This window comes from Polyangiaceae bacterium (genome assembly GCA_016715885.1).
In the GTDB taxonomy this organism is placed as follows: domain Bacteria; phylum Myxococcota_A; class Polyangia; order Polyangiales; family Polyangiaceae; genus Polyangium.
In genome coordinates this window covers 1,121,944-1,148,631 of the sequence record JADJXL010000025.1, presented here as the reverse complement: position 1 = coordinate 1,148,631, position 26,688 = coordinate 1,121,944, and the positions used below count along the sequence as shown (strand labels likewise).

Below are 26,688 nucleotides of genomic sequence, written 5' to 3'. Positions count from 1 at the left end.
CTCGTCGGCGGTCTCCTCGTTTGAAGGAGGCACACCGTCATGAACGTTGAGGGTTCTACGAGCCACGCTCCATCGCGCGGATTACTTGCGCGCGCGATGGCAGTCGTCGGCGCCCTGCTCGCAGTCATCATTTCTCGGCCAGCGTACGCAGACGAAGCGTCGTTGAAGCTGCCTGACCTCGGCACCGTGACTTTCGCCGGTGGCATGGACGGTCGGGCGCTGCTGCTTGCCGGTATGGGCGTCTGCGCGCTCGGCTTGGTTTTCGGAATGACCATCTACATGCAGCTCCAGAAGCTCCCCGTGCATCGCTCGATGCGGGAGATTTCCGAGCTGATCTACGAGACCTGCAAGACGTACCTGATCACGCAGATCAAGTTCATCATCTTGCTCGAAGTTCTCATCGGCGCCGTCATCACCGTTTACTACGGCTACTTCAAGCACTTTGGCGTCGATCGATTGGCGCTCATCCTGTTCTGTAGCCTCGTCGGCATCGCCGGCTCTTGCGGTGTCGCCTGGTTCGGCATCCGCGTGAACACGTTCGCCAACTCGCGCACAGCGTTCGCGAGCCTCAAGGGCAAACCCTTCCCGACCTACGCGATCCCTCTGAAGGCAGGCATGAGCATCGGCACGGTGCTCATCAGCATCGAGCTGCTCGTCATGCTCATCATCCTGCTCTTCGTGCCCGGCGAATACGCAGGTCCCTGCTTCATCGGCTTCGCCATCGGCGAATCGCTCGGTGCGTCCGCGCTCCGTATCGCAGGCGGTATCTTCACCAAGATCGCCGACATCGGTTCGGACCTCATGAAGATCGTCTTCAACATCAAGGAAGACGATGCGCGTAACCCCGGCGTCATCGCCGACTGCACCGGTGACAATGCCGGTGACTCCGTTGGTCCGAGCGCCGACGGTTTCGAGACCTACGGCGTCACGGGCGTCGCGCTCATCACGTTCATCATGCTCGCCGTCGCGGACCTCACGACGCAGGTTCAGCTCCTCGTCTGGATCTTCGCGATGCGCGTCGTGATGATTCTCGCCAGCGTCGGCAGCTACCTCATCAATGAAGCGATTGCGAAGAGCCGTTGGGGCAGCGCCGACAAGATGAACTTCGAGACGCCACTGACCTGGCTCGTGTGGCTCACGTCGGTCGTCTCGGTTGCTCTCACGTTCGTCGTGTCGAACGTGCTCATCCCGAACCTCGGCGACGGCACGCTCTGGTGGAAGCTTTCGCTCATCATCAGTTGCGGCACGCTTGCTGGTGCAATCATTCCCGAGTTCGTCAAGGTCTTCACGTCGACCGAGAGCAAGCACGTGCGCGAGGTCGTGACGTCGTCGCGTGAAGGTGGCGCTTCGCTGAACGTCCTCTCCGGTATGGTGGCGGGTAACTTCAGCGGTTACTGGCTCGGCATGACCATCGCGGGCCTCATGGCGATCGCGTACTACGTCGCTCTCCAGGGTTTGTCGCTCGTCATGCCGGCCGATACGGCGCCCGTCTTCGCGTTCGGTCTCGTGGCCTTCGGCTTCCTCGGCATGGGTCCGGTCACCATCGCGGTCGACTCGTACGGTCCCGTGACGGACAACGCGCAAAGCGTCTACGAGCTCAGCGTCATCGAGACCATTCCGGGCATCAAGGACGAGCTCAAGAAGGACTTTGGCTTCGATGTCGACTTCGAGAAGGCCAAGCACTACCTCGAAGAAAACGACGGCGCAGGCAACACGTTCAAAGCAACGGCCAAGCCGGTGCTCATCGGCACGGCCGTCGTCGGTGCGACCACGCTGATCTTCTCGATCATCATGGAGCTCCAAGCGACGTTCGGGCAGGGCGTGGCTCTGCAGCGCTTGTCGCTCATGAATGCGCCCTTCCTGCTCGGCCTCATCGTCGGCGGTGCCGTGATCTACTGGTTCAGCGGCGCGTCGTGTCAGGCCGTCGTGACCGGTGCTTACCGCGCGGTCGAGTTCATCAAGGCAAACATCAAGCTCGAAGGTTCGGAAAAGGCCAGCATCGAGGACAGCAAGAAGGTCGTCGAAATCTGCACGCAATACGCGCAGAAGGGCATGATCAACATCTTCCTCGCCGTCTTCCTCGGCACGCTCGCCTTCGCCTTCGCCGATCCGTTCTTCTTCATCGGCTACCTCGTTTCGATCGCTCTCTTCGGCCTCTACCAAGCGCTCTTCATGGCCAACGCCGGTGGTGCTTGGGACAACGCGAAGAAGCTCGTCGAGGTCGAGCTCAAGGAGAAGGGCACGCCGCTGCATGCAGCGACGGTCGTTGGTGACACCGTCGGTGATCCATTCAAGGACACCTCGTCTGTCGCGATGAACCCGGTCATCAAGTTCACGACCCTCTTCGGCGTCCTCGCCGTCGAGCTCGCGATCAAGATTCCGGAGGAGAGCGCCGGCGCACGCATGGGCCTCGCCGCCGTGCTCTTCGTCATCTCCGCGTACTTCGTGTACCGCTCGTTCTACGGCATGCGCATCAAGAGCGACGACAAAGCCGGCTCGTCCGCTGCCGCGCACTGAGCAGCGCCTCACCCCCTAACCCCCTCTCCAACTGGCGTTGGAGAGGGGGAACATGCCTCACCCCCTGGCCCCCTCTCCGCAAGCGGAGAGGGGGAACAAGTTCGTCCTGTACGCACGTCCTAGCGTTCTCCCTCGTGGCGAGGGTTGGAGAGTGAGGCATTCTCGCGCTACGTTGCGCTCATGCGAGCTCTCTGCCCAGATTGCGGGTTTCACCACGAAGTCGTTCGTGTGCTCGAAGATGGCGACGGGGAAAACCGCCGAGATGTCTTCGAAGTCGCGCCGCTCGAGGAGTGCGACAGGCGGTGGCTTACCGACAGCGACGTGCTCGACGCTCGTGCAAAACACGGAGCCGAGGCGATCATCGAAGACGACGATGACGCGGTCGTTTGATCAGAAACTAATTGGCAAGAGCACGCTCACGCTGCCGCCCGCGCCCGGGACCGGGAATTCGAACGCTCCGATCGCGTGCGCGATGCAGCTTTCCAGGTCTCGCGAATAGAGCGTCGATTCGTACACCTGCACGTCGGATACGTGACCGGTCGAGTCGATCGTGAACCGCAGCGTCACCGCGCCCCACCGACTGCTCGAGCGTGCCTGTTCGAGTCGGTGACACGTTTGTACGTCGTCGCGGTGCTCGTCGACATGGCGCTGAACGACGTCCACCGTGAGGGGGCCCGTGACCACCACGTGCCCGAGCTTTGCCCTCGCACGACTGCTCGATCCCGCTTCGTACGCGCGCCGCGCCGTGCCGATGCCGCTTCCGTGCCCGATCGTGCCGATGGAACCGAGGCCGATGGTTCCACTGCCGCCTCCACCGCTGCCTCGGCCGCTCGAGCCAAAGCCGCCCACGCCAATGCCGCCGCCACCCGATCCAATCCCGCTCAGGCCAATGCCTCCGGTGCCAAAGGCTTCGCCGATCGAGCCTCCTACGACGCCGCCGAAGACGCCGTCGAGATCGCCTTCGGTCGCACGAAGTACGCCCAAAATACCCGCCACACGCGCAGGTTCCTTGGCCGGCAATCCCTCGTCGCCCTTTTGACGTGTTCCCGGTTTGTCGGAGGCTGCCTTGGTCGTGTTCTGGGCCGTCGTGACGACGACGACGGGGTCGGTAGGTTTGGCTTGGCGAACCCCGCTCGAGCTGCTGGCGCATCCGCCGAGCAGACTTGCCGCCATCAAAGACGTCACCACACGCGAAGCGGTCAGCATTCGCCGAGGGTAGGGGGCGGGTGTGGTGACGTCAATTGGCGCAAGCCGTCAGGCTGCGGCTTTGGCTTTGGCGCCATCGGTGTACAGCGCCTCGATGAGCGGGCCGTACTTCTGCCACACGACGCGACGCTTGACCTTGAGCGACGGCGTGAGCAGTCCGTTTTGCGTCGTGAAGTCTTCAGCAATGAGGGTGATCTTCTGGGCCTTCTCGAAGCCCTTCCACTCGGCCGAGTACTTCTCGACTTCGGCCATCACTTGCTTCTTCACTCGGTCGCTATTGCACATCTCGTCGTTGTCCTTGAAAGACAAACCTTGCTCGGACGCCCAGGTCTTCACGTACTCGGGGTCGATGACGATCAGCGCGACGTTGTAGAGACGATTGTCGCCGTACACCATTGCGTTGAGGATGAAGGGCGACAGTTTGAGGTGTTCTTCGAGCGGTGCGGGCGAGACGTACTTGCCGTTTTCGAGTTTGTACTGCTCTTTGATGCGGCCGGTGATGAACAAGAAACCATCGTCGTCGATGTAGCCGAGGTCGCCCGAGCGGAAGCCGCGATCCTCGGTGAACACCGCCTTATTTTCGTCATCGCGGTTGTGGTAGCCCTGCATGATGTTCGGGCCGTAGATGACGATCTCGCCTTGGTGCGCGTCGCCCGACGCTTCTTTGTCGATGACGATTTTCACGTGCTCGATGGGCTTGCCCACGCTGCCGATGCGATGAGCACCCGGACGGTTTGCCGTTGCGATGGGGCTCGTCTCCGTCAAACCGTAGCCCTCGTAGACCGTGATCCCGAGCGCATCGATGAACTCGGCGACCTCTTTCGACAGCGCCGCACCGCCGCTGAAGGCGTACTGCATGCGTCCGCCGAACTTGGCGACGATTTTCTTGAAGACGAGTTTTTGGGCGAGTGCGAGTTGAATCTTTTCGCCCATGCCGAGCGATCCTTCACCCTGCTTGCGCCGCTTCGTCGCAGCCGCGATGCCTGCCCTGAAGAGCGACTGGATGATCCCCGGCTTCGTCGCCATCTGCTTGTTCACGCCGTCGTAGATGCGGTTGAAAATGCGCGGCACCGAAAAAAGCAGCGTCGGATGAACTTCCGCCAAGTTCGCCACGATCTTGTCCACGCTCTCGGCAAGCGCGATGGACGCACCGAGCGACAAGAGGCAGTGCAGCTCGCACGTGTGACCGAACGAATGCGCCCACGGCAAGAAGGACAAGCTTCGATCATCCGTGCGCATCGGGAGCATGCCGTGCACGGCGTTGATGTTCGAGATGATGTTGCCGTGCGTGAGGATCACGCCTTTGGGATTTCCCGTCGTGCCCGACGTGTAGATGAGGCACGAGGTGTCTTTCGGTTCGGGCTTGATCGATGGGACCGGGTTTTTCGCGCCCGCTTCGAGCAGCGCGGCGTACGACTTCGGATCGCTCGCGGGTTTCGACAAACCAATGATGTGCTTCAGGCTCGGAGCTTTCTCCGGGATCTCCTGCGCCTTGTCGAAAATCTCATCGTTGGCTGCGATGAGCGCGATCGCTTCGCAGTCGTTCACGATGAATGCCCATTCTTTCGCGAGCTGAGCTTCGTACATCGGCACGAGCGCTGCTCCGAGCCCGTAACAAGCGTAGGCCGCTACGGCCCATTCGATACGGTTGTTCGAGATGATCGCGACCTTGTCGCCTCGCTTGATGCCGAGCGATGCAAGACCGGCCCGGAAGTTGTCGACGAGCTTTCCGACTTCGCCGTACTTCGTCCACGTCCACACCCCGTTCTTCTTCACGCCGAACAAGTCGTTGTCGGCGTAGCTGCGAACGGAACGTTCGAACATATCCACGAGAGTCTCGAAATTCCCCGACATGTCTTCTCCTTGGCGGTCCCCGAAGCGCCTAGTACTTGGGCAAACGCCATCGTTCTGGCAATGAAGTGGCGGTTGCTTTGGAACCGGCAGGCGTTTTCAGACCCGCCTGATTCGTTCGAGGCGCGATGATCTCGACTTCGAGCGCCCGCTGCAACTGTCCCTTGCGGTCGAGATCCAAATTTCCCACGTCCCGAGAAGCGCTCATTCCCTGGCCGTCCAGGCGCGGTTTTGTTACACCACCGTCCGCACATGCCTCGATACGCCATCACCACGTTCGGATGTCAGATGAACGTCCACGACTCCGACCGAATGCACGAAGTGCTGCGCCGCGGGGGCTACGTCGAGGCCGATGACTGGCGCGATGCCGACGTGGTCGTCCTGAACACCTGTAGTGTCCGGGAAAAAGCCGAACAGAAGCTGCTCAGTGAAGTCGGGCGCATGGCGAAACACAAGCAAAAGCGTCCCGAGATGGTGCTCGTCGTCGCTGGCTGTGTGGCGCAACAAGAGGGCGAGCGGCTTCTTGGACGCGCAAAAGGAATCGATCTCGTTCTGGGGCCCGACAACATTCCGGAGCTTCCGCGGCTGCTCGACGACATCGGTCTCGGAGCGCCGCCGGCCGTGCGCACGGTGTTCGACCTGGAATCCCCGCACTTTTTGTCTGCATCGGCGCTCACGGCGACGGCTCCTACAGCCTACGTCACGATCATGAAAGGCTGCGACGAACGTTGTTCGTTCTGCATCGTGCCGTATACGCGCGGGCCTGAACGTTACCGGCCGAGCCACGAAATCGTCGCAGAAATCTCGGCGCTCGTTGCTGCTGGCGTGCGCGAAGTGACGCTGCTCGGACAAACCGTCAATAGCTTCCGTGATCCCGCCGCATCGCTCGAACGGGCCAAGGGGGCATCGGCCGACGACCCTGACGAAAGCGAATTTGCGGCGCTCTTGCGGCGCATTGCAGAAGCCGTTCCAGGTTTGTCTCGGCTGCGCTACACGAGCCCGCATCCGCGCCACCTCACGCCGTCGCTCATCGAAGCACACGCAGATCTCGGTGTGCTCGCCAGACACGTGCACCTGCCCGTGCAATCCGGAAGTGACCGGATCCTGAAGCGGATGATTCGCCGCTACACGCGTACTGAATACCTCGAACGAGTAGGGCGGCTCTTGGCGCGAGTTCCCGACCTGTCGCTCTCGACGGACATCATCGTTGGTTTTCCCGGCGAAACCGAAGACGACTTCGCGGCGACCCTGACGCTCGTTCGAGAAGTCGGTTACCGAGGATTGTTTGGGTTCAAATATTCCGAGCGACCGTACACGCCGGCACGCAAGCTCGCAGATGACGTTCCCGAAGCTGTCAAAGGCGAACGATTGGCGCGCCTTTTCGAGGTGAGCGAAGAGCTGCTCGGCGCGTACTTGCGAAGCCTCGAGGGAACGACGCAACGGGTGCTGGTCGAAGGCGCGGGCAAAGAAGGCGGGGCCGCATGGACGGGGCGTACGGAGCGAAACGAAATCGTTCACATCGCTGCTGCAGATGATTTGGATCTTCTCGGCGAAATCGTTGGTGTTCAAATTACGCGAGCCAACAAACACTCGCTTCAGGGAGAGCTGAGTCTCGAGAGTCGTGAGCGAGCGCGTCCGCGTGCAGCAGCTTCCACGCCGTCGCGTTCGTCGGGACAATCACGACGATCGCTGCCGATCGTTTCAGCGAGCTAGGTCGTGGCTCTGATCCTTCCGTACGGTGGATTTGCTCCGCGGCTCGGGCGTGACGTGTTCGTCGCGCCAAACGCGACGCTCATTGGCGACGTCGAGCTCGGGGATGAGGCCAGCGTATGGTTCGGTTGTGTCTTGCGCGGGGACATCGGTTCGATTCGCGTCGGCGCTCGAACGAACGTGCAGGACCTTGCGTGTATGCACTTGACCGATGGCGTATCGGTGACGGTCATCGGGGTAGACGTCACCATTGGCCATGGCGCGATTCTGCACGGATGCACCGTAGGTGATCGGTGTTTGATTGGGATGGGCAGCATCATTCTCGACAACGCGCAGATCGGAGAGGGCTCCGTCGTTGCAGCCGGAGCGCTCGTGCCTCCGAGGATGGTGGTGCCGCCGCGATCGCTCGTTCGTGGCAGTCCGGCGAAGGTCGTGCGTGAAGTGACTGAAGAGGAAGGTCGATTGGGGATCGTTGGGGCGGAGCACTACGTCGAGCACGCGAAGCGGTATCGCCTCACCCCCTAGCCCCCTCTCCCCACGCGCCTTCGGCGCGGCGGAGAGGGGGAACAGACCTCACCCCCTAGCCCCCTCTCCAACGCAGTTGGAGAGGGGGAATGACGTTTGCTCCCTGTTGAACGCTCTTCTCCCCCTCTCCGCTTGCGGAGAGGGGGTTGGGGGGTGAGGCATGCTCCCCCTCTCCGCTTGCGGAGAGGGGGTTGGGGGGTGAGGCAAATTTTCCTCCCGGCCCGAGATCCAGCTACGATCGGTTCCTTCCGTGCGTTCATCCACGTTGCTTCTCGTTCTCGGTATTGCTGCGTCGACAGCCGTGACGCTCGGGGGAGCCGGCTATCATTACGCGCCGCGTTCACCCGTCGTGCAGGGTCTCTACATCGGCGAGCGTCGTGTTCCTGATGAGGGTTCGCCTGTCGCGTGGTTGTCCGACCGGCAGCGCGATGTGCTGACGTGGGGCGTACGCCTCCATCACGACGGCGAAATCATCGACGCCTCCTTTGCGCACCTCGGCATCGAGATCGACATCAAAGAAACGCTGGAGCGCGCATCCGAAGTCGGACACACGGGCTCATTCGTGCGGCGATACCGTGATGCCGCGCGTGCTCGTCGCGGCGAGGTCGACGTGCCGCTCGTGTTCTTCGTCGACGAGAAAAAGGCGCGAGCGTTTCTCGAGACAATCGCACCGAAGTTTTACCGTGCACCCGTCGATGCAGTGCTCGACATCGAAAACAAACGCAAGGTCGAGGATGAGCCTGGCCGGGAGCTCGACATCGATGCGTGCATCGACGAGCTGCGCGCAGCGCCTTTCGAGGACGGCGTGCCCATTCGATTGGTGACGCGGCGAGTTGCTGCGAAGGTGACCTCTTCCCAACTCGCTCAGGTCGACGTCACGCGCATCGTTGCGTCGTTCGATACGACGTTCACCACATGGGGCTCGGGCGCGGGTCGCTCGGTGAACATCCGCAACGCCGCGCGCAAGATCGACGGCATCGTCATCCCCGTCGGCGGCATGTTTTCTTTCAACGATCGCGTCGGTCCGCGCACGCGTGAAAACGGTTTTACCTTGGCGCCCGAGATCCAAGGCGACGAGCTCACCGACGGATACGGCGGCGGCACCTGTCAGCTCTCGTCGACGCTTCATGCGGCCGCCGTTTTCGGAGGCTTGCGCATTTTGCGACGACAAAACCACTCGCGCGCTTCGAGCTACGTCAAGCTCGGCCTCGACGCGACCGTGCATTACCCGCTCGTCGACTTGCAGATCGAAAACGCGTTGCCCTACGACGTCATGATTCACGCGTACTTGCCCGAGCCTGGTCGTGTGCGTGTGGAGATCCTCGGAGGCGACCCCATCGCGAAGGTCGAATACGCATACGGGGTGGGACAAACCTACGACTTCGTCCGACGCATCACGGTCAAACCGCATCTCCCCTCGGGCAAACGCATTCATCGCCAAAAGGGAGTGCCGGGCTTCGACGTCACCTCGACGGTGCGCATGACCTACAACGACGGTCGTGTCGAAGAGCGTCGCTGGTTCAGCGGATACAGGCCGTCACCCGAAGTGTATTGGGTGTCCGAGGGGTACGACGAAACCCTTCTGCCGGCGCTTCCTCAGCGCGCAAAAGGCATCGAGGGCCGCCTTGCGGAGAACGTCACGGAGCCGGCGTCGTATCCGATGGAGTAGCGCCGTCGCTTGGCTCGGCGCAGCAGCGGAAGCCCGTTTCGTAATACCGAAACATCGGACCGTGTGAATCGTTCGTGCCTCGGCACTGCGCCCAAGGTTTCGCCCAGTACCCGCCTTTGAGCGACGAACGGTAACGCCAAGCGCTCCGTGACGTGGTCACCCATTCCTCGACATTACCCACGAGGTCTTTGACGCCGTACTCGCTCGCGCATCTCGGCCGCGAGCCGCTTGGTTCGCCCTGGTAGAGCCGAAACGTTTCGACTTCGCGCGTCCGCCTTTCCTCGGCGTTGAGCTTCTCCTCGCTGTACGGCATGAAATCCTTCGACGTGTTGCACGCTTCCTTGTCGAAGGCGTGACCGTAAGGCCAAGGCTGCGTATTCGGCCCTTCGCACGCGAGCTCCCACTCGAATTCCGTGCAGAGACGCTTGCCGATGCGAGCGCAAGACTGTTCCGCTTCGACAAACCGTATCATCACGCGCGGCTTCTCGCCTTCGCGATTCGGCCACTCGTGCTCATCCATGCACACGCGAACGGGTGTCGCCATGGGTTCGACCGCAAGCAGGCCTGGAAGGAACGAATAACAATGGCCGATGCGCCACGACGTGCAGAGGCGCTGCACGTATTCGTAGTGCACGCCTTCGACCAATCGAGTACCCGACGGGCAGGTTGCCTGCGGCGTTGGACGTTCGATCGATGCAGCGACTGCAGGAGTTGCTGCCAGGGCTTGGGCAATGAGCGTTTCGAAAAGCACGACAGCACATCGATCCTAGCGCACCTCAGCCGAAGCCCCTCATTTTCGGCGCATTTTGCCGAGCTTTCACTTCTTTCACTTCTTTTTCGCTGCATTTCCAGACTACGATGCAGCGGTATGCGATGGATCAGGCTGGTGTTCGTCGGGGCCGCAACGCTCGGGTTTGCCGGGCTCGAAGGTTGCGGCGGTAAAGTCGTCATCGACGCCGAAGGCGCAGGTGGTTTGGGTGGTGCCGGCGGGGCCGGAAATAGCTCGACAGGCGGAGCGGGAAACACGACGACGACCACGTCGTCCAGCTCGAGCGGAAACTCGTGCGCGGAGGGAACGTGCAGCGGGACACCGGACGGATCGTGCGACTGTTCGGGTTCGTGCGGCGGTCAGGACGTGAAGGTCACGTGTTTCGCCTCCGGCGGCTCGTTCACGTGCACCTGCATGCTTTCCGGCAGCGTCGTAGCCAAGTGTGAAGGCGCCATGGGCACGTTCGCGTGCGACGTAAAAGCCGGCTGCTGCGCGCCCTTCTTCCCCTGACATCAATTCGAGCTCAAACGATCTTCCTGCTTCGGCCTTCGCTTGCTGGACAAAGGAGTTTGTCCTTCGCCAAGCCGCAACACGTGGTGCGCGAAGCCCGTCACGGCTTCGTTGTGAACCGCTGCAATGATGCGCCGGTTCTTCGATAGCCGGCGCAAGAGCGCATCGAGCTCCGCGACGCTCTCCGTGTCGAGATGCGCTTCGGGCTCATCGAGCACGATGAGCTTTGCGTCGCGTACGAGCGCTCGCGCGATCATCACGCGCCGCGCCTGACCTCGTGAAAGCGACGCGACACGCAGCGACAAAAGACCCTCGTCCGATGCAGCTCGCGACCTGAGCGAAGACAAAAGGCCCACGGAATCCAGTGCTGCAAGCAGTCGCTCGCGGGGTGCTGCGTCGTCGAACGCGAGCAGCGCTTGTTCGATCGTCGCCTCCGGCGGCTCGAAAGGCCGCTGCGACACGAACGCGACGCGATCACCGCTGAGACGCGCGACCTCGTTGGCTTCACGCTCCCCGACGACAATGCGTCCCGACACCGGCGATACGAGCCCGAGCAGCAGGTAGAGCAGCGTGGTTTTTCCCGACCCGTTCGGACCGAGCACCGCCAAACTTTCGCCCGCGGGCAAGACGAGCTCGAGGTCCAACAGCGGACGCCCGTGACGCTGGCTTTCGGGATCGCCCGCTCGTCGAGGATATGAGAACGTCACCCGCTCGACGCGGATTTCCGCGGAGGGATCGAGCGCTGTCGTCGCGTGATCCCGCGCGCTCTCACCGTTCGTGCCCGAGGGGGTTGCGAGCAGATCGGTCATCGATGCGAGCTCATTGCGCGCAGCGAGAACGTTCGTGATGGCCGAGAGAAACATTTGCAGCGTCGGCGCGGCGGAGAGCACGAGCAGGAACGTGCGGTAGATGTCGTGCTCACTTGGTACGTGTGTGGTTTGTCCTGACAAAATCGTCGTCGACACGAGCGCCGTGACGATCGCCGCGACCACGGCGCCCCAGGAAGCCAGGGCGTTTGTCGTTCGTGCTCCAAGCTCTGTACGAGACAAACCCATCACGTCATGACGCAGGCGATTGACGAAATTCGGCCCGCGGCCGTGCGCGACGAGCTCGACGGCACCGGAAAAACCCGCGTCGGCGGAAGCGAGCAGTTGTCGCGTGCGTTCGAAGACGAGTGCCCATGCGCTTTCGACGCGACGTGATGAAACCATCGTGACGGCTCCACCCACGAGTCCTGCGGCGATGAGCGGAGGGAGCACCGCTGGGCCGATGTTCACGGCGATCATGGCGGTCACGACTGGCAAAGCGAGCGCTGACGCGAGCAAGACGGCGACGCCATCGACGGCCCATCCGACGAGCAGCGGAAGGCCCGTGGCCAGGCGTGCCGATTGGATCTCCGGCGACGGCATCAGCACCACGTCGCCGCGCTCGAGCGGAGCTGTGTAGATTTCGACGACGCGCAGGCGCACGGTTCGCGCGAGCACGTCGGCAGCGCGTGCGCGCACGAGGCTGAGCGCGCCGGCGCCTATCAAAACGGCTGCGGCGGCGAGTCGGCCGCGATCACCGATCCACACGGCTGCAAGCGGCAAGGCGAGGCGCTGTGCGAAGGCCGCGCCCGTGACGACGGAAAGGCTCGCTCCGCAGCCTCGTAGCAAGGCCAGCGCGGGAGTGACGACGGATGCGAGCGTACGGGGCGGCGACTCGTTCGTCGCATCGGCAGAGATTTCAGGTGACGAACTTCCCACGCGAGCCCGTGAGCTTGTACCATCGCTCGATGCGGGGTTGTCGCTCTTCATTGACATCCCGCGCAAACGACCATGACTACGTCTTCCTCGTTTCGTCGACCTCTTCGCTCTGCTCGTTTCGTGTCGTTCATTGCGGCTGTTGCGTGGGCAGGCCTCGGATTTGCGGCATGCAGCCGCACGTCTTTCGACCTCGAGTCCTCTGAAACTCCAGCATCGGGTTCGGGGGCGAGCGGCGGTCAAGCGGGGCAGGGAGGAAGCGGCAACCAAGGTGGTGGCGGAGGCCAAGGTGGCGCTGCGGAATGCGCGGTATCGCAGGAATGTGTCGATAACGATCCGTGTACGACGGACGCTTGCGTATTCGGTACGTGCGCGCATGGCCCTCGAGATGACGACAATGACGGCTTTCCTCCGCTTTTGTGCGGTGGCGGCGATTGCAACGATCTGAACCCCCAGGTTTTTCCTGGTAGTCCCGAAAATTGCACGGACGGCGCAGACAACAACTGTAATGGCGTAGCCGATTGCACCGACCCGGCATGTGCAACTGCGCCGCTTTGCGGATGTGTGCCTGCTCCTTCCGGCGAAGTGTGCAGCAATGGTATCGATGACGATTGCGATACCATCGTCGATTGTTTCGATGCCGACTGTCAGGGGACGCCGGTGTGTGGTTGTTTGCCAAACGAAACGTCGAAATGCGACAATGGATTCGACGACGACTGCGACGGGCTGATCGATTGCGACGATTCCGATTGCGTGGGGACCACGAATTGCTCGTGCCAGGCCACGCCCGAATCGTGCGGAAACAAGCTGGACGACGATTGCGATCTGCTCGTCGATTGTGCCGATCCGAATTGTTTTGGCGTTTTCCCCTGCGCATGCATGCCTCCCGGTACACCCGAAGTGTGCACGGGGGGCTTCGATGAAGACTGTGACGGGTTGATTGATTGTGCCGATCCGTCGTGCCTCGTATCGCCGGCATGCAAGAATTGCGTGGCGGAAGTATGCGATGACGGCGTAGACAACAATTGCGACAATAAAATAGATTGTGCCGATCCGGCGTGTTTCTTTGCGCCGAATTGCGCGCCGGTCGCCGAGATCTGCAACAACGGCATCGACGACGACAACGATACGCTCGCCGATTGCCAGGATCCCGATTGCGCCAACACGCCCATTTGTGTGACGCAACAAGCCAATTGTTTGTCCCCCAAGCTCATTCCGGGATCCGGCACGTATACCGGCAACACCACGGGGAACCTCAGCGAAACGAAGGGACAGTGCGGCGGGGATGCGGGCGAAGCCGTGTTTTACTTCGTGCTCACCGCTCCGTCGCATGTCGTGCTCGATTCCGTGGGCACGTCCTTCGATTCGGTCCTCTACGTTCGCACGGGCAAGTGCAATTCGGGCAAAGAGATAGCGTGTGACGACGACAGCGCGGGCGTTCAATGGGCCGCCAAGGTCGAATTTACGCTGCTTTATCCCGGAACCTATTACGTGTTCCTCGACGGATACACCGTCGATCCCGAATTTGGGGCCAACGAAGGGCCGTTCGCCCTCAACGTGCTCATCGAGCCGAATCCGAAAGAAGTTTGTAACGACGGCAAGGACAACGACGGCGACCTCTACGTCGATTGCGCGGATCCGGATTGCGTGTCGTTTGGCAATTGCGGCACGTGCAATGCCGGCAATGCAGGAAAGCCGGAATTCGGTGTTGACGCGTGTACGAACGGCGTCGACGACGATTGCGATGGAAAAGTCGATTGCGCGGACGAAGATTGCAGCGCGAGCGATTATTACGTGACCGAATGCTGCAACGGCATGGATCAGAATGGTAACATGATCCCCGACGACTTCAATTGTCGCTGCGCCTCCGATGCGGACTGCTCGGGCGGCCAAGTCTGCTACACCCATACCGCGTACGCCTGCGGCATTCCTTGCACCGACTACTTCGGCGACATTTGTCCGTTCGTTGCCGCCGGATCGTATTGTAATCCTGCGACGAATCAGTGCGAATTCTAAAGCTCGAGCGAGAATAGGCGTCGCAGCGTGCGTTCCGATCGTCCCAGTTTTACATCGATGGCCGTGGCAGGCATGCGTGCCATTTACGGCGAATTGCCGGCCCCTCTGGGAGCCGGCCCGGATCCGCTTGCGACGAGCGTCTTGCCATTGCCGTTTTTGCTTCCAGCGCAGCTCGTCTCGCTTGCTCACGCATCGCCAAAGGCCGGCACGCTTTTGCACCGCGCGTTCGGAGCCGCATCGTTTGGACTGACGTACCATGTGGCATTACGCACGCGGGCGCTCGACGATGCATTGCGCGATGCCGTAAAGGCGGGAACGAAGCAGGTCGTGGTGCTCGGCGCGGGGCTCGATGGCCGCGCTTTTCGCATTCCCGAGCTCGAGGGAGTGAAGGTATTCGAGGTGGATCACCCGAGCACGCAGCGTGATAAAAAGGCGCGCTTGTCGAAGGCCCGCATCGAGCCCATCGCGGATGTCGTGTTCGTTCCCGTTGATTTCGAGCGCGACAAAGTCGACGAATCGCTCGTCGAAGCGGGGTTTTCCGCAGGTGACCGTTCATTCTGGATTTGGGAGGGCGTCACGGCGTATTTGACGCGTGATGCAATGACTTCGACCCTTCGAGCGATAACGCGCGTGAGTCCGCCGGGAAGTCGCGTGGCGTTGACGTACGTGCGTTCGCCTTCAAAAAGCGCCGATCCTGCGCAACCGATCATTCGAAAAGTCGCGCGCGTCATCGTACACGCCGGGTCGGCCGTGCTCGGCGTAATGGGCGAGCCCGTTCGAGGGGTCATCGATTCGGAAGCCATGGCCACGCTCGCGCAGGAAGCGGGTTTTCGTCTTTGTTCTGACGAAAGCGCCGCCGACTGGGCGAAGCGGTATTGGCAGGGTGAGTCGCCCGGGCCGTTCGAATGGGAGCGTATCGCAGTGCTCGAACGAATGACTTCGTGACGTGCGGCGAGCACGGTTCTGCCGTGGGTAGATGCCCTGCATCACACCGGTTGCGATTTGTCAAGCTGATGCAATCCTGAGTCATTCGGTCACCTCGAAGAACACGCTCAGCCGACGTCCAACGTAATTGCTGTCAAAAGAAAGCTTGTGTCGTGGGCCTGGGCTGCCGCACGATGATGGATCGCACTGGAGGCACTTCGCATGAAATACCGCTCGAAACTCAGTCAACACAACGGCGTTGGTCCGGTGAAACGATGGACCCGCACACCAACGCTTTGTCGATCAGCACGGATGGGCATGTTTGCCGCGGCAATCGTTGCTTCACTTGCCGCTTGCACCGAGGGGATCGACAACACGCCGCGACCAAGCGGAACCGGAGGCTCGGCCGGAGAGGGAGCCGGAGGCGGCGGTGGAGAAGCTGGTGCTTCGAGCGGTGGAGGAAGTAGCACTGGAGGCAATGGGGGAGTCGGTGGGGGAAGCGGTGGCGCTGGAGGAGATGCAGGAAGTGCAGGAAGCGGAGGAACGGCGGGAGGGAGCGCCGTGTGTGTCGAAGGCTCGAAGAAAAACTGCACCATCATCATTGGTGAGAACAACGGCGTCATTACGTGCTTCAAAGGCGTGGAGATATGCACGGACGGGATGTGGGGTCCGTGCGGCGAGGACAAACAGCCGTAGATGCTCGAGCTCGACGAATCGGCTGAGCAGCACGGCCCTCGAGACGGGCGTCATGGCCTTCTAACTGATGACGATTTGCAGGCCGTAGGAGCTTGGATACGTCGCGAGGCTGCCGCCCTTGATGCGCACGAAATACTTGCCCGGCGCAAGGTTTGTCGCGAGCGCAGAGCCGCAATTGCCAATGATGTCGTCCCCGGAAGCGAGCACCGTCATGCCGTCGGGCGAAAGAATCTCGACCACTGTATCGAGTGTTTTTGCCGCGCACGCATTCGTGCCTTGATCCGTCGTCGTCGCCGTTAGACTCGCACCGGATGCGAGAATGTCGACCGCTACGATGTCGACGTCACCGGTCGGCGCGAGGACGGCATTCCAGGGTTCCGAAAATGTGTTCGCCGTTGCAACCGTATCGTTGGGCTCGGTCTCCGAGATCTCGATCTGGCACGCCGAGCTGCAACCGTCGCCCGAATTCGAGTTGCCGTCGTCGCATGTCTCGCCGATGGTGATGAAGCCGTCGCCGCACACGTTTTCAACTTTATCGATTCTCAGCCGATAAATGAATGTCGGCAATTGCGATTTCACTCCCGCCTTGACGCGCACGAAATAGTCACCGACGGTGAGCGTGGGCATAGCAACGCGAGAGCAATTCCCTTCACCGCCATCATCGTCGCTCGCGATCACGGTCGTTCCGTCGGCCGCGATGACGTCGACGAACGTGTCGATTTCGCCTTTTGGACACGCGCCGTCGCCAAGGTCCATCGTTCGCACGAGGACGCTGGCATCGGCGCCGTTGACCGAGAAGGACACGTAGTCGACGTCGTCAGGCGGATCCAACTTCGCGTAGTAGGGCAACTTCGCAAAAGGGCTCGCTTGCTCCGGCGTGTCATTGGGCTCGATTTCGCCCGATTCAATGAAACAGTTTGCGTCGCACCCGTCGCCCGGATCGTTGTTCCCGTCGTCGCATTCCTCGCCGGGGTTGATCGTCAAGTCGCCGCAAATGGGCGGGGGCAAACCCCCTCCATTGCCCCCAACGCTAGAACCGGCTTCGCCCGCCTGGCCGCCCATTCCACCCTCGCCACTCGACCCGCCCGTGCCCGACGAGCTCGATGCACCGCTCGATGCCGATGTCGCGCCTCGGCGCGGCGTATCGTCGTCATTGGTCTCGCACGCTGCTGCAGCGAGAACGACCATGGTGATGATTCCAAGTTTTCGCATGTCATTCGCTCGGGGGGCACGAATAGGTGATATCCCAATTGTTCACGATCGCGGCGGATGCCTTGGTCGTTGCTGGATAGAGAGTGAGCATGAGCTCGAGGTGGTTGTTTCGCGCATCCGGCAGCCCACCCAATTCATTGAAAAGATTGATTGGGCAAGGCGAGGGGCCAGCCATTCCACAGACCTGCGTGTCGGGCGATGCCTTTGCTGTTGCGACCGTCGTATACGATGCATTGTCGAGTCCTGCCAACGTCGGCGAGGAACGTACGGCCCACGTTATCTTCGAATCGGCAGGCGTCAGCGTATTGTACGTGAGGTAGCCCCATTGCGGCTTGGATCCGGGCGGGCAGATCGCTTCGTATTTGTATGTGTACGCCACGGGCTCGTAATCGGCCGGGCAGCCGAGATCGACGTTGATTTGCCCGCCAGCATCGCTTAGAATCGTCGAGCAGATCGTGGGGCAGAGTTTGAGCTGTGTCGGGTCCGCCGGATTGTCGTAATACCAATTGTTGGGGCCGCAGGCAGCGAGATTGGCAACGCCTGTGAGCGTCACGGGCGCGCCGACCGAGGGGGTATACGTGACGACAGCGACGCTCGGATCGTATTGACCGCCGGCCGGTACGACGAAGTCGCACGAAAGCGTGTCGCCTTTGATCTGGATCATCACCGAGAGAAGATCGTTTTCGACGTTCGCTCCGGGTACCACGAAGAACCCTTTGTTGGTGCCGCCCTGCTGCGCAATGGCGTTCATGAGCACCGGATTCGCGTCCTGGATACCGATTGAATACGTCTTGATACCGTAATTGGTGAACGCTGCACCCGCAAGGTTCGCGATTGCCGTGGCACTCTCATTGCAGCCATTCGGCTCGCCGTCCGTCGCAATGACGACGACGGTTTCCTCCGTCGGATGCGTGGCCTTGTAATCGATGGCCCATTTCAGCGCACCGTCGAGCGCTGGGTACATGGGCGTTGCGCCACCCGGGGATTTGTTGTTCAGCGCATTGACGAGAGCCACCTCCTGCGCATCCGCGGCTCCCGTTGCGAGCTTCAAGACGCCGAGGTTCACGAGCGGTTGTTTGCAGGCGTTCGAGCTGCACGTGCTTTCGTTGCAGCCCGACACTGGCGAGTTGTCGCCCCAGAACCGGAGCGCGACGCCGAGACCCGCAGAGCCCGTATCCTGGACGAACTTCTTCAATGCCTTGATGGTGGCCGACCATCGCGTCTCGCCGCCACCGATATTCGTGCCCATCGAGCCCGATTTGTCGAGCTGAATGAACATGTTGACGCGCTTGACGTTCGCCGTGGTCGTATTCGAGCAGTTCGGAGCCTGGCACTGGATGTTCGGACCCGCCCACAAGCTCCAGTTGTCCTGGCACTTGCATTCGGGCTCCTGAACATTGCCATTCCAAGACGGCGGATTCACCATGATTTCTCGTGCGCCAGCCCCGAGCCCACAATCCGCGGCCGCGACGTTGATACACTTGCCCGGCGGGATGGGCAATTGCGTCGTGCACGATTGCATTTGCGGATGCGACTGGTCCGGATTGCATTTCGGAAATTGCAACGAACCCGCCGGGAAATGGACGAGGCGAATACCCGCAGGCGCCGTCGAATTGCCGTGGTTGCAGACGGGAACGTAATCATTGCATGGCACGCTGACGGTCAAATCGATGCCCGCGCAATTCGGATCTTTTTGCGCAGGCAGCCAAGGCACGCAATCGCCCTTGACGTTGCATCCCTCGCCGCAAAGCGTCTTCACGCGGTCCACGCAAAGGTTCGTCCATTCGGTCGTGCAGCAACTCGGGAGCTGCGCGCAGATGGTTGCGACGCACGGATCGCACGCCGCATTGAGCGGCCCGCCCGAATCGCACTTGTTATGGCTGCACGGCGGATCGGGATAACAAACATCGCCGCAGACACTGCCGACTTTGTCCACACACGATTGATCCCATGCGAAGGGACCGCACGATTTGCCACAAACGCTCGCGACCTTGTTCTTACACGATTGGTCCCAGTCGATCGCCGCGCAATTCTTACCGCATACCGTATTGACTTTATCGATGCAAGTTTGTCCCCACGAAGCCGTGCACGTATCGCCGCAGACAGTGCCCACCTTGGCCGTACACGTCGAACCCCAGCTTGCCGTACACGTATTGCCACAAACCGACGACACCCTGCTTCTGCAGGTGCTCGACCATTTCGGCGACGGGCACTTGTCATTGGCCGAGCATACCGAAGCGACGAGGTTGCGGCACGTCGAGTTCCACGAACTGGTACAACACTGCGGCCTCACCGCGCACACCGCTGCGACGCACGGATCGCACGCCGGGTCGAGTTTGCTTCCTGTCGAGCAATAGTCGTGCGCACATGCCACCGTGCCGGGCGTCCAGTCGCAACATTTGGGGTTATCGACGCAGATCTCGTCCACACAGGGATGACAACCCGGCACGAGCGCTGCACCTGACGACGCACAATAATCGTGCGAACACGTGCCCTGCTGTGAAAGGCCGCAACACTTCGGGTCCGCCTCGCAAATATCATTCACGCACGGGTCGCAGTTCTTGTTGAGCGCACTGCCGGTCGAGCAATAATCGTGCGAACACGCGCCTTTCGTCGGCAGGCCGCAGCACTTGGGATCCTGCGCGCAGATGTCATCGACGCACGTGTCGCAACCGGTGCCCAGCGTGCTCCCGGCTTCGCAATAACTGTGCGCGCAACTGCCCCCACAGCAATCCGGATCCGCGTTGCAAATGGCGTCCACGCACGTGTCACAACCTTTGGTGAGCTCCTTGCCCAGGTCGCAATAATCGTGATCGCAGGTCCCCGCGTAGGCCGTCGTGCAGCAGGACGGCTCGATGGGGCAAATGAGGTCGACACAATCATTGGTGTTTCGTGATAATGGGTCGCCAACGGCACAAATGTTGTGCTCGGCCGAGCCGATCGCGGGCGCCGAACAATACTGGTTGAACTGGCAATCGTAGCCGGTCTGGCAAGGCTGCTTGATGCCCTGGTCCACGAGGTTTGGCGGATAGCCTCCGAGATCGCCATTCTGCCAAGTGAAAATGGGCGTTTGTCCGGACGACTTCACCCCACCATCCGGATCCTCATCGAATACCCGACACGTCGGATCACACGGATTGTTGACACACGTCGTGAGGACATCTTGCGGCCCGCCGCCGGGTTTTTCCGCGGGCGCACCCTTCGGAGCAGACTCGACCGATACCGTTCCATCCCGACACGTCCCCCATGTGCCACCCTGGCACGTCTGCACGCCGTGATAACAAGTCAATACGTCACCCTGCTGCTCGAGCGTCACGGCACAATTGCGTCGCGCGCCGTCCTCACAACTCGCAGCCGATCCACCCGCACTCCCGCCTTCCCCTGCGCCACCCCCATTGCCACCAGCCAAAACGTCGTCCCATGAAAGCGGCGTATCCGCGTCTTGACTACACGCCACGAACGCTGATGCCGTCGTCACCGCGACCAGGCCCATCCCGACTGCTTTGAAAAGCCGGTTGGCAGCGACGCGCGACGAGGGCCTTCCCGACATCGATTTTTTCAACCTGGTGGCAAGAGAAGGGTGTGTCATTTGAAAGCCTCCGACTCAACCCCCTATCCTGCTCGTCTCTTGCTGCGGAATCAAGCGCTATTTGAAAAATGTGGACACTCGGTCCCCACCCAGACCGTCGAGTTGCCAGGCCCGACGACGCTCCAACACCGACGGCGAGCAACCATCCGTAACGGCAAACACTCGCCCCAGGACCAGATACATGAACGAGACCGTCACACTTTGCCATGAATACAACGACCCACGAGACGCGCGCGGTTTGTCCCGTTCGACCGATGCCTTCGGCGATGCGCGGCAATGCCCATTCAATGCATCCGGTGGTATGACCCGGAGCCCAATGCCGACCAGCACGTCCACGTTCGGACCCTGAATCGACTAGTCGACATATGCCGTAAATATTGAATGACGCCCTCACGCCCGAGGCCTTGCGCTGCTTCGACACCAATTGCGTTTTCGATCGTGTCATTCGCGAGAACCTCGTCTCCATCGATGCTTGTTCCGTCCAGAGCAATTCAGATGGCGCCCTCCATCGCGCGGCGCGTCAGATTCGTCCCATAGGTGTGTTTATGTGCGGCAAGCACGAACGGTTCCCTTTTGCTCCAAATGCTGCTATTCGAGCGCTTGTCAACACGTTCGCGACATATTGCGATTTCTGGGCACACCACAAGTGGGCTCGGCGCCGGTTTGTCGGCATGGCGTGGCCGTGCGTCCGACGTGCGCAAAATATGTATTGTGCAAATTGATGCGATATTTCATGTCGTACCGGACAGACCTCGACGCGGGTCTCGTCGGCAAATGGCAATTCTTTTGCGATTGACACGTGCGTGAAGCGACATCTGCGGTAATCTCTGGCGCCAACACGATGGGGCGGCGATCCATCCATCACTCGGACGAACTGATCCGTCGGATGATGCTTACGGTGGGTGATGCAATGCCGTTCCAGGGGGAAATGAAATGCGCAGACGAAGTATTGCCCGCGATTTGGGTTGCGTCGGATTCGTTTTTGCCATGGCTGTGGGATGCAGCAACAATGAAGAACAGCCCGTGAATACGGCAACTGGCACGGCTGCCGGGCCGATAGCTTGGGCGCAGATCTTCAAAGGTCAGCTAGAACAATCCGGATCGCTCGTCGCAACCACGAAAACCGGGCAAATCGTCGTTGCCGGAATCATGCAGGGCAGCGTCGATTTTGGCGACGGTGGCATCATCGACAGCGTATCGGAAAGCGACCTCTTTCTTGCTTGGATCAATCGTGACGGCAAGGTGGCGCGGGTTCGGCGGTTTGGCGAAACGGGCGGTCATTTTCCGATGGGTCTGGCAATCGACGCGGCGGACAACGTCATTGTGACGGGCATTGCCGTCGGCTCGATCGATTTCGGCGGCGGGATGATCGACAGCCAGGATGCAGATGCATTCGTTGCGGCATTCGGGGCGGATGGTGAATATCAATTCGCGATGAAAGCGGGTGGTGCGGGCGATCAGATCAGCGGCCAAGCGGTGATCGCGGACGACGGCAGCATTGTGTGGTCGGGGATGTTCCAGGGCGATATCGACATTGGAGGAACCGTCCTGACGAGCAAAGGCGAAACGGATATTTTCGTCGCGAAACTCAGCCCAATGGGCAGCGTGACGTGGGCTCGTGGATTGGGGGGTGACAAAGCCGACGGGAACCCATCGATTGCGGTCACGCCGCAGGGGCAAGTGCTCGTGGGCGGGTATTATCAAGGCACGCCGGATTTGGGAGCCGGTGCGCTCCCGGATACGGGTATGGTGGATGGGCTCATGCTCGTGGCTCTCGATTCGGCGGGACAAACTTCGTGGTCGCGTGGTACGCCGCAGGAATTTGGGTATTTCGCCTATTCCATGCACGTCGACGAAGCTGGATCCGCGTGGCTCGCCGGCCCGTGCGCCGGAGAAGTCAATCTTTTTGGAACGAAGCTCGCCACGCCGGCGCAAGGCATTGCCATTGCCAAGCTGAACGCCACGGGCCAGCCGATTTCGACACAAATCTTCGAGGCCGACGCGCCAGGATACATGCACGCGACGCGGGCGCGTGGAGGGGGCATCGTCATCGCCGGAGAGTTCGAGAGCACGATCAAGCTCGCCGGACAAACCCTGACGAGCGCCGGACAGAGTGACCTCTTTTTCATTTGGATCGATTCCGACGGACGCGTCACGCGCCAAGAACGCACGGGCGGCACTGGCAAGGAAATATTCGGTTCGGTGTCGATGTTGCCCACCGGGCACGTCGTCGTGACTGGGGCATTCGAGGGCGCGATGAACGCCGGAGGTGCCGCATATTCGAGCATCGATCCCGACGGATTTGTGATGATGCTCAATTGAAAATGGCGCTTTTGCTAGCGCCGCCGGCGCCGTAATCCCAGAGCAATCAGCCCCAAAGCACCAGCGAATACGCTCGCAAAAGTCGAGTTTGTCGGGGCCGCGCCCACCGCGCATGCACATCCGCCGCTGAGAAGGACATCATCGGCAGCGCTCCCGCCAGCTCCGCCATTGCCTCCCGATCCGCCCGTCGTCACGTTCGATTCGCGATAATCAGGAATGCCATCGCCATCGCTATCGATAGGCGGCGTCGTCAAGTCATCATCGCCAGCTTCTTCGCTGTCGGCTTCGCCGTCGTCGTCACTGTCGGAATCGAGCGCATCGATGGTATCGTCTTCGTCGGTATTCGCCGGCGTGTCCACGGTACACACCGACCCATCGAAACAGCTTCCGTCATTCTCGGGGCACATTTCAGTGCAATCGTCGATGGTGTCCCCGTCGCTGTCGTTCGACGTGGGATTGGTTCCCCACGCCGTTTCTTCATCGTTCGAAAGCCCGTCGCCATCGATATCGGAATCACACGCGTCTCCCAAACCATCCTCGTCCAAATCGCCGCCGACGAGAGGATACGAGCACGCCCCGGTCGCACCATCGCATATTCCGGCTCCGTGACACTTGTCCGGAGGATCCGGACAAACCAGCGGTGTGGAATCGACACACGCACCGGATTTGCACGCGTCGTTCATCGTGCAAGCATTGCCATCGTCACAGGACGTTCCGTCGGGCTTCAGGAAATACGCGCAAGTGCCCGTCGCAGGATTGCAAATGCCCATGTCTTGGCAATCATTGAGCGGAGCGCAAATGATGGGACTGCTTCCGATACACGTGCCGCTCTCGCATTGATCGGTTTGCGTACATGCATTGCCATCATCGCAAGGCGCCGTATTGAATGCCGTCACGCATCCGATGGCGCTGTCGCAAGCATCATCGGTGCAAACATCGCCATCGTTGCAATTGGGCGGCGCGCCGCCAACGCATACGCCATTCGAACACGTGTCTGCGGTCGTGCACGCATCGACGTCGTCGCACGGATCCGTGTTGTTCACGTGCGAGCATCCGCTTGCAGGCAAACACGCATCGTCCGTGCAGACATTGCCATCGTTGCAATCGGGAGGCGGGCCGCCGACGCACACGCCAAGCGAGCACGTATCCATCGTGGTGCACGCGTCTCCGTCGTCGCATGCACTGCCGTCGAGCACGTCGGTCGTTGCAACGGCCGTGTCATTCGATGCATCGATGTCGGGCGTTTTCGTCGTAATCACCGCCGAATGCGTCAACGTGCCAGGGACGACGCATGGTTTCGTTTGGAGTTTTACCGCGAACGAGGCCGCGTCTCCGGCGCGGAAACAGCTCGTCGTGCAGACGATATCGCTGCCTGCGGCGTTGCAGGACCATTCTGGAGCAGGCACGATGCTCACGAAGGAAGTGTCTGCGGGAATCGTCATCGTCCACGTGGCATCGAGCGCCGTGCGAGGTCCCTGATTGACGACGTCGACCTTCAAGTCGAGCGCCTCTTCGCTGCCAATCGGATCGGGCGTGTCGGAGAGCGTAATGCCAAGGTCGGTTTGAAGCTCGTCACCGCGGAGGCAATTGAGTGCAATGGAATAAAGATAATCGCCAGCGCCATACGTTTCACCTTCGAATTGCGTATTGACGCCGGCATAATGGGTTCCGGTGTACGTGGCACGGAAGAGCGCTGCTTCGCCGGGAGATTTGGGGGTCGTCCCGGTGAGCGTCCCGGGGCTCGGAAAAGCGACCGAAAAATTGCCGCCGTCGGACCACGCAAGGAGCTGATTTCCCGTATCATCGAGAAGAAAAAGGGCCGGATCGATGGGCGTTTCGTTGCGTCGTGGGTCGCCGTCGATGCTCAAAAAAATGAGGTCGCCTTCTTCGGCGCAAAACTTGAATAGATCCATGTCGCCCATTGGACCGCCGGTGGTAATCTCCCCCGAGAAAAACAGATTTCCCGCAGAGCTCGCATCGACCGTGGCATCATTCGGCTCGATTTCGGGCGTGGCGGATGAATCGCCGAGCCCAGCACCTGGCGGCTGCAACACCGTGTACAAGTGATACGGTTCGGCTTGCGAGCTCGTAGAAAACTGCGTCATTCGCAAGAACGAGGGGCCGCCGGGGAGGGGACAACCTGCGACGTTGGGCGAGCCGCCGCCCCAAGGCGTCGTATTGTCCGCGTCGTCATATTCGAGCGTATCGTCTTCGGTCGTGATGCGCATGTCGAAGTCGGTGCTGTTGCTCGCAGCGCCGTCGGCCATGGCAAACACGCGCGTTCCAGCGGGGGGATTGCCGAGAGAATAATAGTCTTCGTCGAATGGAAAAATGGTCCCCGTGATGCCACATGAAAGTGAAGTAGCCTCGAACGTCCCGTCATTGGGTTCGGTTTCGCGCTGGCACGCTGTTGCCTCGAGAATGAATCGAGCGCCCGTCGTGGTGGGTACAGCTTCGTCCACGTACACGTAGACCGTTTGTCCTGCCGAGAGCGGCACACACGAAACTTCTTCCGTGGCGAAATATTCGGCCGCATTCGCATTACGATCCGACGCGCCCAGGCAGCTCGCGAGCGTATTCGGGCCGGGATCCGTGGGACAATCCGTTGCGAGGTGCAGGACGAGGTTTTCGCCGCCAAGCGTCGATTGCGCTTTGAACGAATAGGATCCATCCGTGGGAGCCGTGAACGTATACGCCACATCGCGCCCTGGCGCGGCGCTCGGTACGGCGGGTTGTCCCGTGGGCGGCGGAGGTGCTGGCAATGTATAACAATTGGGCGCCGACGTGGAAACTTCGTAATCGTTTGCGGCGAGCGTCAGGGATCCGGCGACGGTGGTATCGAGCGGCAAACTCTGAGCATTTACGCACGAATCATTGGCTGGAGATTTCGTGATTTCGACCTGCATCGCCGTTTGACCGGCCGGCGGCAAACCCGTACCCCATTTGGACGCGACGATGTAATAGGTCGTGCCCGCCGTGAGCGTCACGATGAGCTGCGACCTGCGGGTGCACGTGTCATCGTTGCAGCCATTGGCGAGCTCGGTCTTCGTCCCGCTGCACATGCCATTCGAGGACGTGTAAATGACGAGCACCGAATCGTCGATGGTCGTCGCGGTGGGGGGACTGCACGTGGCAATTTGGTATTCGGCCGTTTCCGCCGGTGTGAACGAATACCAGACGCCGCGCGAAAATGTCGTCACGCACGAGGGCATCGGATCGCCCGCGGTCGTGGCCATCCCGAGGTCGGGCACGAGGGTGGTCGAGTGAGGAAACGGTCCCGAAGGTGGAATGACTTCCGCGCCCGCGCATGTGTCGTTGATCGGTGCTGCGAGCGCCACGGACGAAGCCGAAGGCACCAGCGCCGATACAAGCAGGGCCGGAATCAAGGTACGACGTCCAACGCGACGAGGCATAATACGCCATCGTCGTT

18 protein-coding genes are annotated in these 26,688 nt (G+C 60.9%); 10 read left to right on the top strand and 8 right to left on the bottom strand.

The features are described 5' to 3' along the window. Nucleotides 1-39 precede the first annotated feature (39 nt). The gene (locus tag IPM54_39550; protein ID MBK9265873.1) at nt 40-2,517 is read left to right on the top strand and encodes a sodium-translocating pyrophosphatase; all 2,478 of its coding nucleotides are present in this window, start codon (nt 40-42) and stop codon (nt 2,515-2,517) included. A gap of 180 nt (nt 2,518-2,697) precedes the next feature. Beyond that, nucleotides 2,698-2,907, top strand: coding sequence for a hypothetical protein (locus tag IPM54_39545; GenBank protein ID MBK9265872.1), 210 nt, complete (start codon nt 2,698-2,700; stop codon nt 2,905-2,907). Here IPM54_39545 and IPM54_39540 read toward each other — a convergent pair whose 3' ends face one another. Genes IPM54_39540 through IPM54_39530 form a run of 3 tightly spaced genes read right to left on the bottom strand, consistent with a single transcriptional unit; the run spans nt 2,908 to nt 5,782 of the window. Next, entirely contained in the window at nt 2,908-3,723 is an 816-nt protein-coding gene (locus IPM54_39540; protein MBK9265871.1) for an AgmX/PglI C-terminal domain-containing protein, read from the bottom strand. It abuts the gene before it with no gap. 48 nt (nt 3,724-3,771) lie between these two features. Further along, nucleotides 3,772-5,577 (bottom strand): long-chain fatty acid--CoA ligase, encoded by a 1,806-nt coding sequence (locus tag IPM54_39535; protein MBK9265870.1) that lies wholly within the window; start codon nt 5,575-5,577, stop codon nt 3,772-3,774. A 28-nt stretch (nt 5,578-5,605) separates the two neighbouring features. Continuing rightward, nucleotides 5,606-5,782 (bottom strand): hypothetical protein, encoded by a 177-nt coding sequence (locus IPM54_39530; GenBank protein MBK9265869.1) that lies wholly within the window; start codon nt 5,780-5,782, stop codon nt 5,606-5,608. Nucleotides 5,783-5,826: 44 nt separating this feature from the next. Between IPM54_39530 and miaB the strand changes: the two genes are divergently transcribed. From miaB to IPM54_39515, 3 genes are all read left to right on the top strand, one after another. Continuing rightward, the gene (gene miaB, locus IPM54_39525) at nt 5,827-7,287 is read left to right on the top strand and encodes a tRNA (N6-isopentenyl adenosine(37)-C2)-methylthiotransferase MiaB (GenBank protein MBK9265868.1); all 1,461 of its coding nucleotides are present in this window, start codon (nt 5,827-5,829) and stop codon (nt 7,285-7,287) included. 3 nt (nt 7,288-7,290) lie between these two features. Then, nucleotides 7,291-7,809 (top strand): gamma carbonic anhydrase family protein, encoded by a 519-nt coding sequence (locus IPM54_39520; GenBank protein MBK9265867.1) that lies wholly within the window; start codon nt 7,291-7,293, stop codon nt 7,807-7,809. Between the two features lie 250 nt (nt 7,810-8,059). Further along, complete coding sequence (locus IPM54_39515) at nt 8,060-9,478, top strand: VanW family protein (protein MBK9265866.1); 1,419 nt, start codon at nt 8,060-8,062, stop codon at nt 9,476-9,478. On the opposite strand, the gene IPM54_39510 is transcribed toward IPM54_39515, so the two are convergent. Continuing rightward, the gene (locus IPM54_39510) at nt 9,447-10,211 is read right to left on the bottom strand and encodes an SUMF1/EgtB/PvdO family nonheme iron enzyme (protein MBK9265865.1); all 765 of its coding nucleotides are present in this window, start codon (nt 10,209-10,211) and stop codon (nt 9,447-9,449) included. The two genes, IPM54_39515 and IPM54_39510, sit on opposite strands and share 32 nt — an antisense overlap. A 135-nt stretch (nt 10,212-10,346) precedes the next feature. Between IPM54_39510 and IPM54_39505 the strand changes: the two genes are divergently transcribed. After that, nucleotides 10,347-10,757 carry a hypothetical protein gene (locus tag IPM54_39505; GenBank protein MBK9265864.1) on the top strand — a complete coding sequence of 137 codons (411 nt, stop codon included), beginning with the start codon at nt 10,347-10,349 and terminating at the stop codon, nt 10,755-10,757. A 2-nt stretch (nt 10,758-10,759) separates the two neighbouring features. On the opposite strand, the gene IPM54_39500 is transcribed toward IPM54_39505, so the two are convergent. Beyond that, a complete protein-coding gene (locus tag IPM54_39500) occupies nt 10,760-12,502 on the bottom strand; it encodes an ATP-binding cassette domain-containing protein (GenBank protein MBK9265863.1) in 1,743 nt (580 codons plus the stop codon). A gap of 72 nt (nt 12,503-12,574) precedes the next feature. Between IPM54_39500 and IPM54_39495 the strand changes: the two genes are divergently transcribed. The 3 genes from IPM54_39495 (at nt 12,575) to IPM54_39485 (ending at nt 16,135) form a co-directional block, all read left to right on the top strand. After that, nucleotides 12,575-14,515: a hypothetical protein gene (locus IPM54_39495; protein MBK9265862.1), complete on the top strand. Its 1,941-nt coding sequence runs from the start codon at nt 12,575-12,577 to the stop codon at nt 14,513-14,515. 27 nt (nt 14,516-14,542) lie between these two features. Continuing rightward, nucleotides 14,543-15,460, top strand: coding sequence for an SAM-dependent methyltransferase (locus IPM54_39490; protein ID MBK9265861.1), 918 nt, complete (start codon nt 14,543-14,545; stop codon nt 15,458-15,460). A gap of 201 nt (nt 15,461-15,661) precedes the next feature. Next, nucleotides 15,662-16,135: a hypothetical protein gene (locus tag IPM54_39485; protein MBK9265860.1), complete on the top strand. Its 474-nt coding sequence runs from the start codon at nt 15,662-15,664 to the stop codon at nt 16,133-16,135. 60 nt (nt 16,136-16,195) lie between these two features. Here IPM54_39485 and IPM54_39480 read toward each other — a convergent pair whose 3' ends face one another. Together IPM54_39480 and IPM54_39475 are read right to left on the bottom strand one after the other, a co-directional pair. Next, complete coding sequence (locus tag IPM54_39480) at nt 16,196-17,347, bottom strand: DVUA0089 family protein (protein MBK9265859.1); 1,152 nt, start codon at nt 17,345-17,347, stop codon at nt 16,196-16,198. A 1-nt stretch (nt 17,348) separates the two neighbouring features. Further along, nucleotides 17,349-20,936: a VWA domain-containing protein gene (locus IPM54_39475; protein MBK9265858.1), complete on the bottom strand. Its 3,588-nt coding sequence runs from the start codon at nt 20,934-20,936 to the stop codon at nt 17,349-17,351. Nucleotides 20,937-21,869: 933 nt separating this feature from the next. Here IPM54_39475 and IPM54_39470 point away from each other — a divergent pair. Beyond that, nucleotides 21,870-23,258: a hypothetical protein gene (locus tag IPM54_39470; protein ID MBK9265857.1), complete on the top strand. Its 1,389-nt coding sequence runs from the start codon at nt 21,870-21,872 to the stop codon at nt 23,256-23,258. 14 nt (nt 23,259-23,272) lie between these two features. Here the strand turns inward: IPM54_39470 and IPM54_39465 are convergent, their stop codons facing one another. Further along, nucleotides 23,273-26,671 (bottom strand): hypothetical protein, encoded by a 3,399-nt coding sequence (locus IPM54_39465; GenBank protein ID MBK9265856.1) that lies wholly within the window; start codon nt 26,669-26,671, stop codon nt 23,273-23,275. Nucleotides 26,672-26,688: the final 17 nt, after the last annotated feature.